16 protein-coding genes are annotated in these 13050 nt (G+C 67.4%); 5 read left to right on the top strand and 11 right to left on the bottom strand.

Going from position 1 to position 13050, the window contains the following annotated elements:
* Positions 1–15 precede the first annotated feature (15 nt).
* The 3 genes from K3A84_RS09100 to K3A84_RS09105 form a co-directional block, all read right to left on the bottom strand.
* Positions 16–2331: an O-linked N-acetylglucosamine transferase, SPINDLY family protein gene (locus K3A84_RS09100; protein ID WP_225009423.1), complete on the bottom strand. Its 2316-nt coding sequence runs from the start codon at positions 2329–2331 to the stop codon at positions 16–18.
* A 93-nt stretch (positions 2332–2424) separates the two neighbouring features.
* The gene (locus tag K3A84_RS20365; RefSeq protein WP_263626224.1) at positions 2425–2556 is read right to left on the bottom strand and encodes a hypothetical protein; all 132 of its coding nucleotides are present in this window, start codon (positions 2554–2556) and stop codon (positions 2425–2427) included.
* Positions 2549–3067 (bottom strand): helix-turn-helix domain-containing protein, encoded by a 519-nt coding sequence (locus K3A84_RS09105; RefSeq protein ID WP_225009029.1) that lies wholly within the window; start codon positions 3065–3067, stop codon positions 2549–2551. The genes K3A84_RS20365 and K3A84_RS09105 overlap by 8 nt, the downstream gene beginning before the upstream one ends.
* Before the next feature lie 433 nt (positions 3068–3500).
* On the opposite strand from K3A84_RS09105, the gene K3A84_RS09110 reads away from it, so the two are divergent.
* On the top strand, positions 3501–3671 hold the full coding sequence (locus K3A84_RS09110; protein ID WP_225009030.1) for a hypothetical protein: 171 nt from the start codon (positions 3501–3503) through the stop codon (positions 3669–3671).
* Between the two features lie 17 nt (positions 3672–3688).
* Here the strand turns inward: K3A84_RS09110 and K3A84_RS09115 are convergent, their stop codons facing one another.
* Positions 3689–4270, bottom strand: a complete 582-nt coding sequence (locus K3A84_RS09115) for a TlpA family protein disulfide reductase (RefSeq protein WP_318248296.1) — start codon at positions 4268–4270, stop codon at positions 3689–3691.
* A 19-nt stretch (positions 4271–4289) separates the two neighbouring features.
* On the opposite strand from K3A84_RS09115, the gene argH reads away from it, so the two are divergent.
* The 4 genes from argH to K3A84_RS09135 are packed head-to-tail and all read left to right on the top strand — an operon-like array spanning position 4290 to position 8001.
* Complete coding sequence (gene argH, locus K3A84_RS09120; RefSeq protein WP_225009031.1) at positions 4290–5693, top strand: argininosuccinate lyase; 1404 nt, start codon at positions 4290–4292, stop codon at positions 5691–5693.
* A gap of 4 nt (positions 5694–5697) precedes the next feature.
* Positions 5698–5949 (top strand): hypothetical protein, encoded by a 252-nt coding sequence (locus K3A84_RS09125; protein ID WP_225009032.1) that lies wholly within the window; start codon positions 5698–5700, stop codon positions 5947–5949.
* Between the two features lie 19 nt (positions 5950–5968).
* Entirely contained in the window at positions 5969–7228 is a 1260-nt protein-coding gene (gene lysA, locus K3A84_RS09130; protein ID WP_225009033.1) for a diaminopimelate decarboxylase, read from the top strand.
* Positions 7228–8001, top strand: a complete 774-nt coding sequence (locus K3A84_RS09135) for a precorrin-2 dehydrogenase/sirohydrochlorin ferrochelatase family protein (RefSeq protein ID WP_225009034.1) — start codon at positions 7228–7230, stop codon at positions 7999–8001. Before lysA ends, K3A84_RS09135 begins: the two co-directional genes overlap by 1 nt.
* Positions 8002–8091: 90 nt before the next feature.
* Here K3A84_RS09135 and K3A84_RS09140 read toward each other — a convergent pair whose 3' ends face one another.
* From K3A84_RS09140 to acpS, 7 genes are all read right to left on the bottom strand, one after another.
* Complete coding sequence (locus tag K3A84_RS09140) at positions 8092–8502, bottom strand: PaaI family thioesterase (protein ID WP_225009035.1); 411 nt, start codon at positions 8500–8502, stop codon at positions 8092–8094.
* A complete protein-coding gene (locus K3A84_RS09145) occupies positions 8502–8993 on the bottom strand; it encodes a PaaI family thioesterase (RefSeq protein WP_225009036.1) in 492 nt (163 codons plus the stop codon). Before K3A84_RS09145 ends, K3A84_RS09140 begins: the two co-directional genes overlap by 1 nt.
* 61 nt (positions 8994–9054) lie before the next feature.
* Positions 9055–9522 (bottom strand): Holliday junction resolvase RuvX, encoded by a 468-nt coding sequence (gene ruvX, locus K3A84_RS09150; protein ID WP_225009037.1) that lies wholly within the window; start codon positions 9520–9522, stop codon positions 9055–9057.
* Positions 9519–10649: a DUF3089 domain-containing protein gene (locus K3A84_RS09155; protein ID WP_225009038.1), complete on the bottom strand. Its 1131-nt coding sequence runs from the start codon at positions 10647–10649 to the stop codon at positions 9519–9521. The genes ruvX and K3A84_RS09155 overlap by 4 nt, the downstream gene beginning before the upstream one ends.
* Before the next feature lie 4 nt (positions 10650–10653).
* Positions 10654–11718, bottom strand: coding sequence for an AI-2E family transporter (locus K3A84_RS09160; protein WP_225009039.1), 1065 nt, complete (start codon positions 11716–11718; stop codon positions 10654–10656).
* A 16-nt stretch (positions 11719–11734) separates the two neighbouring features.
* Positions 11735–12637: a signal peptidase I gene (gene lepB, locus K3A84_RS09165; RefSeq protein WP_404823132.1), complete on the bottom strand. Its 903-nt coding sequence runs from the start codon at positions 12635–12637 to the stop codon at positions 11735–11737.
* Positions 12634–13047, bottom strand: coding sequence for a holo-ACP synthase (gene acpS, locus K3A84_RS09170; protein ID WP_225009040.1), 414 nt, complete (start codon positions 13045–13047; stop codon positions 12634–12636). The genes lepB and acpS overlap by 4 nt, the downstream gene beginning before the upstream one ends.
* Positions 13048–13050: the final 3 nt, after the last annotated feature.

Consider the following 13050-nt stretch of genomic DNA (forward strand, 5'->3'; position numbering starts at 1 on the left):
GCGCTGGCAGCCCCGTCAGTCGATCACGATGTCGTCCGGTGGCGATCCTGCCAGCCGCCGGGCGTGGACCGCCGCATAGGCGCGTTCGAGCGCGGCGGTATGGCCTGCGGTGTCGAACAGCGCCGTCGTGTGGCGATTTGCCGCCAGCTTCGCCCGCAACGCCGCCAGCCGCTCCCGGTCGCGTGCCAGTTCCAGGGCCAGCGCTTCGTACGCCACATCATCCGCCGCGATCGTCTCGGGCAGGCCCACAGCGTGGAGCAGGCTTGCCGCCACGCGCGCGGCAAAGGCGCGGCCGGGGCGCGTGACCAACGGCACGCCCGCCCACAGCGCATCGCTGGCGGTGGTGTGCGCGTTGTAGGCGAACGTATCGAGGAACAGGTCGGCTCGCGACAGCCGCGCGAGGTGGTCGGCCGGCGCCGCCCAGTCGGCAAAGACCAGCCGTTCGGGCGCAATCCCGCGCAGCCCCGCCTCGCGCCGCAGGTTCGTTTCGCCCAGGGGATTCGCGCGCAGCAGCCACAGCACGCTGCCGTCCACCTGCGCCAGCAGCCGCATCCAGATGTCGAACTCGCGCCGCCCGATCTTGTAGAGGTTGTTGAAGCAGCAGAACACGAAGCCGCCGTCGGGCAGTCCCAGCTCGGTGCGGGTGGGCGCGTGCGCGGCGATGGCGCGCTTGTCGTCGTTGGGCTGGTAGCAACCCGGCAGCACGATCAGCCGCTCGCCATAGTGCGCGCGCTCCTCGGCCGGAACGACGTGGGCGTCGGCGACGAGGTAGTCGAGGAACGCCGCGCCGCTCGCGCCCGGATAGCCGAGCCAGCTCAACTGCACCGGCGCCGCGCGCTGCGCGAAGATGCCGCCGCGCGCCTGATGGGTGTAGCCCTTCAGGTCGACCGCGATGTCGAGGCCATGGCCGCGCGCCAGTTCGGCGACTTCTGCATCGGCCATGCCCGCCACGTCGACCAGCCGGTCGACCTGGCCTGCCAGCGTCTCGCGCACCGCGCCGCCGGGGCTGGTGCCATAGCTATAGGCGGTGATCTCGAACCGGCTGCGGTCGTGGGTGCGGAACGTGCCCGCCATAAGGTGCATCGTCGCATGGTCGTGGAAGTCGGCGGAGAAGTAGCCCACGCGGATGCGCCTGTCGGTGGACGGGGCGGGGGTGGGCAGGGGCGCCGTGCGCACATGCCACTTGCGCGCATAGAGCCTGGCGCGCGCCAGCTGGCGGGCGGGATCGTCGTCGATTGCCAGCAGTGAGCCGGGTGAGACCGGGGCGTTGTCCAGCCCCAGCCGGTCGGCATGGGCGGCAAATTCGTCGAGCGCGCGCCAGTCGCCGGTCTGCATCTGCAGGTTGATCTTCTGCGCGCGGTTGAAGTCGCTCTCGCCGTCGAGCGCGAGCGATGCCTCAAGCCCGGCAATCGCCGCTTCCAGTTCCTCTGCGTCCATCAGCGCATAAGCACGGTTGGCGTGGAGCGTCGCCTGAAGCTCGGGTCGGCCTTCCGCCTGCGTCAGCGCCACTTCGTAGCAGGCCACGGCGCGACCGAGGTTGCCCTTGCGGTGCTGCACCATGCCCAGCGAATTGAGCGCGTCCAGCCGCCCGGAATCGAGCGCCAGCGCCTGCTCCAGCACGTCCTCGGCAGCGTCGAGGTCGCCGGCTTCCAACAGGAGCCCGCCCAGCTTTTCGGGTAGCGACGCATCCTGTGGTGAAAGCGCGGCGGCCCGGCGCAGCGCGGCTTCCGCCTCGGCGATCTGGCCCCGCATTTCAAGGCCGGTCGCCAGGTTCGACAGCGCCTCGACATAACCGGGTTCGAATGCCAGCGCCGCGCGCAGCGTGTCGACCGATTCATCGGCCCGGCCCAGCGCCTGCAGGCTGATGGCGTGGTTGTTGCGGGCGCGCACGTTCTGCGGATCGGCTGCAACGACCCGTTCCAGCACCTCGGCCGCTTCCGCGAAGCGGTCCAGCGCATGCAGCGACAGGCCGGTCAGATGATCGGCTTCGAGCCGCAGCGACGATCCGGCAGGGGCGGCCGCCGCCGCCCGCGCCAGCGCGTCCAGCGCCGATTCATGCCGTTCCAGCTGTTGCAGGGCCGCGCCGTGGACGAGCTGCGCCTGCGCATCGTCCTGCTTCGCACGCGCGGCCAGGGCCAGGGCGGGTTCGGCTAGATCGAAGCGCCCGATCGCCGCATAGAGCGCGCCCAGCAAGTCCTGCGCCTCGGCATTGTCGGGCCAGGCTGCGCCATAGGCGTGCGCGCGGGCGAGAAAGGCGTCCAGCGGTCCGCGCTGGAACAGCGCGATCAGGGCATTGGCATCATCGGGAGAAGGGGCGATCGATTGGGGCATGGTCACGCGGTCGGCCTGGGTTGAACGGGCCGCAGGGCGCGCGACCTGCGGCCCGCCTATGGCAGTCGTGTTGCAGTGCTGTTGCGGGCGCGTTCACCGCAAAAGCGCGGACACCGCGTTGACGAACGAACTGGAGATCACCGCGGTGACGAACAGCGCCTCGATTGCGCCTTCCTCACGCCACGCGCGCAGACGGGCCTTGAGGCCCTGCGTCGGTTCAGGCACGACCGTCGCGTACCAGCTTCTTCACGCGCAAGTGCCCGTTCTGATCGCGCACGTATTCATGGCAGGTTGCGATCGAATCCTCGAGGAAGCGCGTCATCTGCTGCCAACCCTGATCGCTCAGGCGGATAAAGCTGGCGCGTCCGTCGCTGAGATCGGGCGTGCGTTCGACCAGGTGCCGTGCTTCGAGATTGGCGATCCAGCGTAGCCCCGTCGACGTGGAATGCGAGGCCACGCGGCAGGCGCTGGTGATGCGCACCGAGCGGTTCTCGGCTTCGGCGATGTAGAGATCGAGCAGGACGTCCCAGGCCGGATCGCGGAACAGGTCCTTGGGCAGGAAACGCTCGCGGCGCCGGCGCGCGCTGTAGTGTTCGAGCGCCCACAGCGCCAGGTCCGACAGCACCCCGCGAGGGCGAGACGCGGGCCCTGCGTAAGAGTTGGGCAAGTGTGCGTCCGAATAGTCGCGATCGAGCACGTCGAAGGCGTCGGCGATCATGAGTGCGGATTCAACCATCGCTAAGTTAACCCCCCGATAACAAAGCATTGCTTCGTTCTCGCGGTGCGTTCAGTCAATGCAACCGATGGATGGCGGATATGATCCGACAATCTATTGGGGTAGTCGTTCGGTTTACGACGTGTGATTTATGGGGATTAACATGTATAAATCAAAAATTCATTATTTATAGTAATTTACACTTTTGTGTCAGGCATTTTCAGTGGCTTGGTGCTGCATGGCGCGCTACCAGTATAGCCAAATTGGTGAGTGCCAGATTGGCCGAGATGGCCAACACTACGTGCATTCCGCAAGCGCCATGTCGGCCATGGCGGCCATGGCGGCCACGACGTCGTAGTCTGGGGGACCGACCGGTGGATTTACTCAAGATAGCGCTGCAACGGTCGAAAGCGGGGGCTGCGCCGGCTTCGCCGTCGCGCGCCGATGGTGCCCGATGATGACCAACATCTGGCTCAAGGTCTGCGTCTCGGTCCTTGCCGGATCAGCGCTGCTCGCCGCGTCCAGCCTTGCACTGCTGGCGCGGCGCGCGATCGGCGCGGCCGAGATGGCGGCACACGCGTCGTCGGGCTGCGGGCCGTTGATCCCCGTCCCGATGTCCGGCTAGGGCGACCTGCGCCAGGCCTACCGCCCCAGCGTGTCGGCCAGCAGCGCGCTGGTGCGCGGGCCCGCCCAGTCGTGCGCGCCGATCATGCGCCACACTTCTCGGCCCTTGGCGTCATAGAGCACGCTGGTCGGCAGCAGGCCGGTATTGTAATGGAATCCCAACTGGTTCTCCGGGTCCAGCCAGGGCTCCAGATGCGCGAACTTCTTGCTGGAGAACAGCGCCTTCACCTTCTCTGGCTGGCCCATGTCCTGCGACACGGTGACAACGCGCAGCTTGCCCGCATGGCTGGCGGCCAGCTGGTCGAGCATCGGCATCTCCAGCACGCATGGCCCGCACCATGTCGCCCACAGGTTGATCAGCACCGGCTGGCCTTTCAGGTCCGCGCTGCGCAGCGTCTTGCCGTTGACGTCCTGAAACGCGAAATCCGGCATCGCCGCGCCGCGATTGGCGATGTCGAGCGTGCCGTTGAAGCCCTTGTGGTCGCTCTCGGTGTCGTTCTGTGCGGTTTCGGTGCCGCTGGCCGCGCTCTGCGGTTGCGCGTTTTCCGGGCTTTGCCTATCGCACGCGGCAATCCCCAGCATCAGGGGAAGCAGCAGCAAGACAGGCGGACGTAGCGAGATGAGCGGCAATTCAGGCTCCAACCAGATGTGGGGCGGGCGCTTCGCCGCCGGCCCTTCGGCCATCATGCGCGAGATTAACGCCTCGATTCCCTTCGACAAGGCGCTGTGGCGGCAGGACATCGCCGCGTCAAAGGCCCATGTGGGAATGCTGGCGGCGCAAGGCATCGTTTCGGCCGAGGACGCGGCGCTGATCGCAGGCGGGCTGGATCAGGTCGCCGCCGAATACGAAGCCAGCGGAGTCCCGGAAAACTGGGATCTCGAAGACATCCACATGACCACCGAAAGCCGCCTTGCCGAACTGATCGGCCCTGCGGCGGGGCGCCTGCACACCGCGCGCAGCCGCAACGACCAGGTGGCGACCGACTTCCGCCTGTGGGTGCGCGATGCGATTGACCAGGCCGATGAAGGGCTGCGCCAGTTGCAGACCGCGCTGGTCACCCGCGCGGGCGAACACGCCGACAGCATCATGCCCGGCTTCACCCACCTGCAGACTGCGCAGCCGGTCACGCTGGGCCACCACCTGATGGCCTATTACGAGATGAGCGGCCGCGATCGCTCCCGCTTTGCCGCTGCGCGAACGCGTATGAACCGCAGCCCGTTGGGTGCCGCAGCGCTGGCCGGAACCGGCTTTCCCATCGATCGCTTCCGCACCGCCGAGGCGCTGGGCTTCGACGGGCCTACCGACAACAGCCTCGATTCGGTGTCCGACCGCGATTTCGCGCTCGATTACCTGATGGCCGCGGCGCAATGCTCGCTGCACCTCTCGCGCTTGGCCGAAGAGTTCATCATCTGGGCGAGCCAGCCCTTCGGTTTCGTCACCTTGCCCGACAGCCTGTCGACCGGCAGCTCGATCATGCCGCAGAAGAAGAACCCCGATGCCGCCGAACTGGTGCGCGGTCATTCGGGCCGGATCGTGGGTTGCCTGACCAGCCTGATGATCACCATGAAGGGCCTGCCGCTCGCCTATTCGAAGGACATGCAGGACGACAAGCCGCCCGTGTTCGAAGCCGCCAGCCTGCTTGCGCTGTCGATCGCGGCGATGACCGGCATGGTGGCTGAAGCAACGTTCCGCACGCAGCGCATGCGCGCCGCCGCCGAACTGGGCTATGCCACGGCCACCGACCTTGCCGACTGGCTGGTGCGGCAGGCGAACATCCCCTTCCGCGAAGCGCACCACATCACCGGTAGCGCGGTGAAGCTGGCTGAAAGCCGGGGCGTGGCGCTCGACCAGCTGCCGCTTGAAGACCTTCAGGCGATCGACGCGCGCATCGATGACCGCGTCTATGCCGCGCTGTCGGTCGAAGCGAGCGTGGCCGCGCGCGCCAGCCATGGCGGAACCGCGCCGGTCGAGGTAAGGAAGCGCGTGGCCGAAGCGCGCATGGCGCTGGGGCTGGAGGACTGACGTCTTGACCGTTGCGCGCTCTTTTCTGGTTCTGGCCGTCATGGCGACGGCATTGTCCGCCTGTGGCAACCGGCGCGCGCTGAAACCCGTGGCCGGGCAGGCGCTGCCGCCGGCACCCTATGGTCGCGAGGTCAAACCCGACGCGGACGATCTGCTGCAGGTGCCGGTGCAGGCCAAACCCGAACGCAGCGTCGAGCTGCGCAGCCGCTCGCAGGACCGGGACGACGATCCCTTCAACCTGCCGCCCCAAGACTGATTTACTTCAAGGTTTCCCAATGGATCACTTTCACTATGTCGGCGGCGTCCTCCATGCCGAGGACGTGCCGTTGCCGTTGATCGCTGCCGAAGTCGGCACGCCGGTCTATGTCTATTCGCGCGCCACGCTGACGCGCCACGCCCGTGTGTTCCGCGATGCGCTGTCGATCCTGCCTGCCGCGCGCATCGCGTTTGCGGTCAAGTCGAACCCCAACCTTGCCGTGCTCAAGGTGCTGGCCGCCGAAGGCTATGGCGCCGACGTTGTTTCGGTGGGCGAGCTGGAGCGCGCGCTGGCTGCAGGCATGGCCCCGGACAGCATCGTCTTTTCGGGCGTGGGCAAGACCGAGGCGGAAATGCGCCGCGCGCTGCAGGCCGGCTGCGGCCAGTTCAACCTCGAAAGCGAGGAAGAAGGGCTGGAACTGGCCGAGATCGCGCGCGAACTGGGCCTGACCGCGCGCTGCGCGCTGCGCGTCAATCCCGATGTTGATGCGGGCACGCATGGCAAGATCTCGACCGGCAAGGCTGAGAACAAGTTCGGTGTCCCCTATGACCGCGCCGCTGCGATCTATGCGCGTCTGGCCGGGACCGAAGGTTTGCAGATGCGCGCGCTGGCGCTGCACATCGGCAGCCAGCTCTCGAAGCTGGATCCGCTGGAAGCCGCTTTCACCAAGGTCGGCGTCCTGATGAAGTCCATTCGCGCGGCGGGCCATGCGGTCACGCACATGGACCTCGGCGGCGGCGTGGGCGTGCCGTACAAGGCGGGCGAGGTGTTCCCGCAGCCGGAAGAATACGCCGCGATGGTGGCGCGCGTCACCGCCGACTGGGGCGTGACGCTGATGTTCGAACCGGGCCGCGTCATCACCGGCAACACCGGCGTGCTCGTCACGCAGGTGGTCCGCGTGAAGGAAGGCGTAGGCCACCCCTGGGTGGTGGTCGACGCCGCGATGAACGACCTTGCGCGGCCTGCGCTCTACGACGCCTGGCACGATTTCGCCGCCGTAGCACCGAATGGTGCGAAGATGACCGCCAACATCGTCGGTCCGATCTGCGAATCGAGCGATACCTTCGCCATGGCGCGCGACATCGACCAGGTCGCGCGCGGGGATCTCGCCGTGTTCCGCACCGCCGGCGCTTATGGCGCAACGATGGCCAACACCTACAACTCGCGGCCGCTGGTGCCTGAAGTCATGGTCGATGGCGCGAAGTGGGCCGTTGTGGCCGATCGCATCGAACCCGCCACCATCCTGTCCGCCGAACGCGTGCCGGACTGGCTCGCCTGATGCTTGCCAGCCTCCCCCTGTTCCACCGCCTTGCCGGCCAGCCGGTGATCGTGCTGGGGCAGGGCGAGGCCGCAGATGCCAAGCGCCGCCTCGTCGAACGCGCCGGGGCGCTGGTGCTGGACGACCTCGCCGAAGGCATCGACAAGGGCGCCCGCCTCGCCTTCATCGCGCACGAGGACGAGGGCAGCGCGCAGGCCGACGCCATTCGCGCGCGCTGCGCCGGGCTGCTGGTCAACGTGGTCGACCGCCCCGCGCTGTGCGATTTCACCACGCCTTCGATCGTCGATCGCAACCCGGTGATCATCGCCGTGGGCACGGCGGGCGCGTCCGCCGGGCTGGCAAAAGCGTTGCGCCTGCGGCTGGAACGCCTGCTCCCGCAAGGGCTGGGCGCGCTCGCGCAAGCCCTGTTCGACGCCCGCGCCGCGCTGAAAGCCCGATTCCCCACCGGCAGCGACCGCCGCCGCGCGCTCGACGCAGCGCTGGAAGAGGGCGGCGCGCTCGACCCGTTCCGCGAGTCCGCAGACGATGCCGTGCCTCGCTGGCTGGAAGGCGCGGACAAGGGGAACGTCGCGCATCATGTCGTCACGCTGCGCAGCCTTGATCCCGATGACCTGACCTTGCGTGAAGCCCGCTTGCTCGGTCAAGCGGATGCGCTGATTGCCCCGCCGGGCGTTCCGCAAGACTTGCTGGCGCGGGCGCGGGCGGATGCGGCGCGGCTGCCGGTAGGGGCTGCGTCAGAAGGCTTGACCGTCGAACTGCGCTTGCCGGAATAACCCGTTTCTTGCTGCATGAGGTAGAGGGCCATGTGAAGCCTGGTGGTAGGCTTCACGCCTTATCGCCTTCAATGTCGTGGTGGCCGCCCCCTACCCCTCGCTGCCCTTCTTCGGCGCGATCAGGAAGTTCATCCAGCAACTGGCCACCGGCTTGGTCCGATCGGCTTGCCAGGCTTCTACCCGCACGTTCGCCACGCGCCGCCCCGCGCGCACCACTTCGCCATAGGCGAAGATGCGTTCGGGCAAACCGCTGCGCAGGTATTCGATGCTGATGTTGACCGGCTTCAACCGCACCGTGGCGTCGATGCCCTCGCGCTCCAGATGCGCGTGGAGCGTTGCAAAGCCCGCCATTTCGAGCAGGCCCCCGATCGCGCCGCCATGCAGGAAGCCGGGCCGCCCGGTGTTGCGCTCGGAAAAGTCCATCGCGATGACCGGCGCGCCGTCTTCGTCGTGGTCGGTGAACATGCCCATCGACAGGGCATAGGGAGGCAGCGCCACCATCACTTCACCTTCATGAATTGGGGGGCCTGCACCAGCATGAAGATCCCGGCGGCATGCGCGACCGGGTCGGTCGGGTCACCATCGTGCGCAATGCCGCGCACGAACGCCATCGAGCGCGTCGTCTGGTAGCATTCCGCGCGCGCCACGATGGTACGGCCCGGTACGGCGGCGCGCACGTAATCGATGCGCAAGTCGAGCGTCACCTGCGGGCGGAACTTCTTCATCCGGGTCGAGGCGGACATCGAGGTCGCGTTGTCGAGCAGGCTGATGATCGGGCCCGACGCGAGCACGCCCGTCTCAGGATCGCCGACCAGATCCTCGCGCCAGGGCAGCGCCAGCTCGATCCAGTCGTCGCCATGCGCGACATAGTTCATGTCCAGAAAGCCGCTGTGCCCGCGCACGTTCATCATCTTCGACCATAGCGAAGGGTCGAAGTGGTCTGCCTGCAGCATCCGCGCGACTTCGGCGGCGTGTTCTTCGGAGAGTGCCATAGCTTGCTGTCCTGCGCCGCCGCCCGCGCCTTGGCAAGAATTTAATCGAACGACTAAATCGTTAGAACGCCGCGCCCGCCAGCGCATCGATCGCGCCTTGCAGGATCAGCGCGGCGGCGTGCGAATCGATGCGTTCCGCGCGCTTGGCGCGGCTGAAGTCCTGCTCGATCATCGCGCGCTCGGCGGCCTGCGTGGTCCAGCGTTCGTCCCACAGCAGGATCGGCAGGCCGAGGTCTTCGAGGTTGCGCGCCATGGCCCGCGCGCCCTGGCTGCGCGGGCTTTCGCTGCCGTCCATGTTGAGCGGCAGGCCCATGACGATGCCGACCACGCCGCGCTCGGCGATCAGGTCCTTCAGCACGCCCTTGTCCTGCGTGAACTTGCGCCGGATGATCGTCTTGCCCGCAGTGGCGAAGCGCCAGTCGGTATCGCACAGCGCCACGCCGATCGTCTTGGTTCCGGTATCAAGACCCAGCAGCTTGCCGCCTGTGGGCAGGGCATCGCGCAAGTCGCCGACGAAGGTGGTGATCATGGCTTCGCCTTCGCGGTTGCCGCCAGCCACGCCGCCTCGCGCCGCGCGACGTCGGCGCGCAAGTCCGCCCAGAACAGCGGGATGTCATAGACGTGGTAGTTGTTGCCAGGCAGCACGAACGGACCCATCTTCGGCGGATCGCCCAGCATCAGCAGGCCCGTCCCGGCATCGCACCGCGCAGGCACGGCACGCGCCACGATGGCACCGCTCTTGAGATCGTCTGCCGGAACCATGGCGCCGAGATTGGCCGAAGCGGGCGCGTTTCCGCCTGTCGCGCCGCGCAGGGGGTTGAAGCAGAGCATCGGTTCGATGGTGCGCTTGCCGCCGCCATCGGGCGTAGGCTGCGCGCGCCATGCATCGAGCATCATCGTCGGGTCGGCGGGTTCGGCAAAGCTCATCCAGCTGGCGACGCAGCCGGTGCGATCGGGCCGGTCGCAGGCGGGCAGGCCCATTGCGGGCAGGTCGCGCGTGGGCGAAACCGGCCAGCCGATCAGATAGGCCGCAATGATTCGCCTTTCGAGCGGAGTGCCGCGCACACGATCGCGAATCAGCGTGAGCAGATGGAGCGCGCCCTGGCTGTGCCCGGCCAGCACGATCGGCGCATCCGCCGGGATCTGGCGGACAAAGGTGGCGAAGGCCTGCTCGACGTCGCCATGCGCGATCTTCAGCGCGCGCTGCGCTTCGGGCCGGTCGGTCAGGAACGCGCCGAACGCGGCCTGCCGGTAGCGCGGCACATAGACCGCGCCCACGCCGTTGAAGGCGCTGGCCATGCTCTGGACGAAAAGATCGGCGCGGAAACGCGCGTCCTTGTCCTCGATCGGGCCGTTCCAGTGGTCGCGGGCAAGGTAGCTGGTGGGGTGGACGAAGAAGACATAGGCGCTGCCGACGGCCCCCCGCGCGGCGCCGGAGGGCAGGTATTGCGCAGGATCGTCCTTCACGCCGGGGCGCGAGATCCACGCATCGGCGCGGTCGTAGAATCCGGCGGGCAGGGCCGGTAGCTGTTCGAAAGCGCTGCGCGGCACGAAAGCGAAGCGCGTCAGCTCCTTCGACCAGAAGCGCAGCACAAGCGCGGCGGCCAGAACCATCACCACCAGCAGGGCGATTGCGTAGAGAAACTTGCGTGCCATTCGATCAGCCGTCCGCTTTCGCGATTTCCTTGTTCTTTTCCGCCTGCCGTTCGAGCGCGATCTTGAGCATGGCCACGATCGGGTCGGCGAGCGCGAGGCCGAGGATGCCGAACATCACACCGAAGATCAGCTGTGCCCCCAGCACCAGCGCAGGGGCAAGGTCGGCCGTGCGCTTGGCGACCATCGGCACGATGATATTGCCGTCCACCGTCTGCACCACGAAATAGACGATCACGCAGTAGATGCCCATCGCGGTGCCGCCCGAAAAGCCGACCATGACCATCAACAGCCCCGATATCGGCGCACCGATGTTGGGGAGGAAGGCCAGCAGGCCGGTCAGCAGGCCCAGCAGCGCGGCCATGGGTACGCCATAGACGGCCAGCGCAATCCACGTGGCAACGCCTTCCACCGCCATGCCGATCAGCCGCCCGAACAGCAGCATACGCAAGCTGCGCCCCATGCGATGCGCGGTGCCATGGAAACGTTCGCGGCTTTCCTCGGGCAGCATCCAGGCGATGCCGCGCCGGTAGATATCGGGCTCCAGCACGAAGTAGATGCCCAGGATCATGATCAGGAAGGCAGTGGTGAAGCCGCCGAAGATGCCGCCCAGCGCGCGCGTCACCGGGCCGACGCCGCCGATCACCTGTTCGGCGACCTTCGAAAAATCGGCGCGTTCGACAAAGATCCCGCGGTTGTGCGCCCAATCGAGCAGCACTTGCGACTGTGCCTTGACGATGGCCGGTAGTTCCGCCGCCTGCATCGCGATCTGGTTGCCCGCGAACGTGACGAGCCACAGCACGAACGCCACCGCCAACAGCATGATCACGGCAATGCGCGCGCCGCGCGGAAGCGGCACCACGCGACCGAGCAGGCGTTGCCCGCCATCGATCATCGAGGCGAAGACGACGCCGCCGAAGATCACCATCAGCGGTTGTGCGAGGAACACCGCCAGCGCCAGCAGCGCGGCCATGCCCAGCCAGACGGCCGCCTTCTTGGCCTCGTCGCGGACCGCATCGTCGCGGATGTCGGTCGGGCCGGGGCGCTGCGGCGGCCCGTTGCTGTCACTCATCGGGTGGTCCCCCATTTCAATCGCGCGGCTGCGATACGATCTGCGGGCGCAGTCTGTTCCACGCGCGATGGGGGCGCAAGGCGTTCCACCAGCTTGTCGGGCTCCAGCCTTCGCTGCCATCGAGCGAGAACGTCACGAACTCCGCGCGCCCGCCCACGCTGGACAGCGGGACGGGCCCGCCCAGGCCCTTTTCCTCGACCGGCGCGCGGCTGTCGGCCGAATGATCGCGATTGTCGCCCATCAGGAAGACGTGACCTGCGGGCACGCGCGTTTCGGGATAGTTGTCGAGCGGCTGCTGGCGATGGTCGATGATCCGATAGGTCGCGCCGTTGGGCAGCGTTTCGCGGAAGATCGGCAGCTCGCAATAGAACCGGCCATCGCTGGCGCGAAAACGCAGGCCGGGAAACTCCTCTGGCTCGCAGGGCTGGTTGGCATCGACGGGCAGGTCGAGCGGTGGCTCGACCGCTTGTGGTACGGGCCTGCCGTTGAGGACGATCTGCCCGTTCACCACCGCGATGCGGTCGCCCGGCAGCGCGACGACGCGCTTGATGTAGTCCTCGTCGCTTGTCGGCGGCACCACGATGACCACGTCGCCATATTCGGGCACCTGTCCGAACAGGCGGCCCGGCGAGCGCGGCAGTACGTGGAACGAGGCCGAGACCCACGACCAGCCGTACGGATACTTCGACACCACCAGCCGATCACCCACGAGCAGCGTCGGCATCATTGAGATCGACGGGATGTAGAATGGCTTGGCCACGAACGAATGGAAGCCGCTCACCGCCAGCAGCATCACCGCAAGGCCGCGCAGTTCCATCCACCAGTCGACCAGCCCCGCATCCTGCGGTGGCGATTCGGGGACCGGGGAAGGTGCGGGCGCGGGCAGGGGCGAGGACGGTGCCTGCGGCTCTTCGCTCACGCGCCACCTGCGATGGGGCGAGCCTCGATCACCACGAAGGCCTGCGCCCAGGGGTGGTCGTCGGTCAAAGTCAGGTGGACCACGGCTTCGTGGCCTGCGGGCGTGATCGCCGCGAGTCGCGCTGCCGCGCCGCCGGTCAGGGCCAGCGTCGGCGCACCGCTGCGGGCGTTCACGACGCCGATGTCCTTCATGAACACGCCTGCCTTGAAGCCCGTTCCGACAGCCTTGGAAAAGGCTTCCTTGGCCGCGAAGCGCTTGGCCAGCGTGCCCGCCTTGGTGAACGGCCGCCGCGCCGCCTTGTCGCGCTCGATCTCGGTGAAGACGCGCAGTTCGAATCGCGCGCCGAAGCGGTCGAGCGAGGCCTGGATGCGCTCGATGTTGCAGAGATCGGAGCCCATGCCGATGATCATGGC

This window comes from Novosphingobium percolationis, assembly GCF_020179425.1.
GTDB classification, from domain to species: Bacteria; Pseudomonadota; Alphaproteobacteria; order Sphingomonadales; family Sphingomonadaceae; genus Novosphingobium; species Novosphingobium percolationis.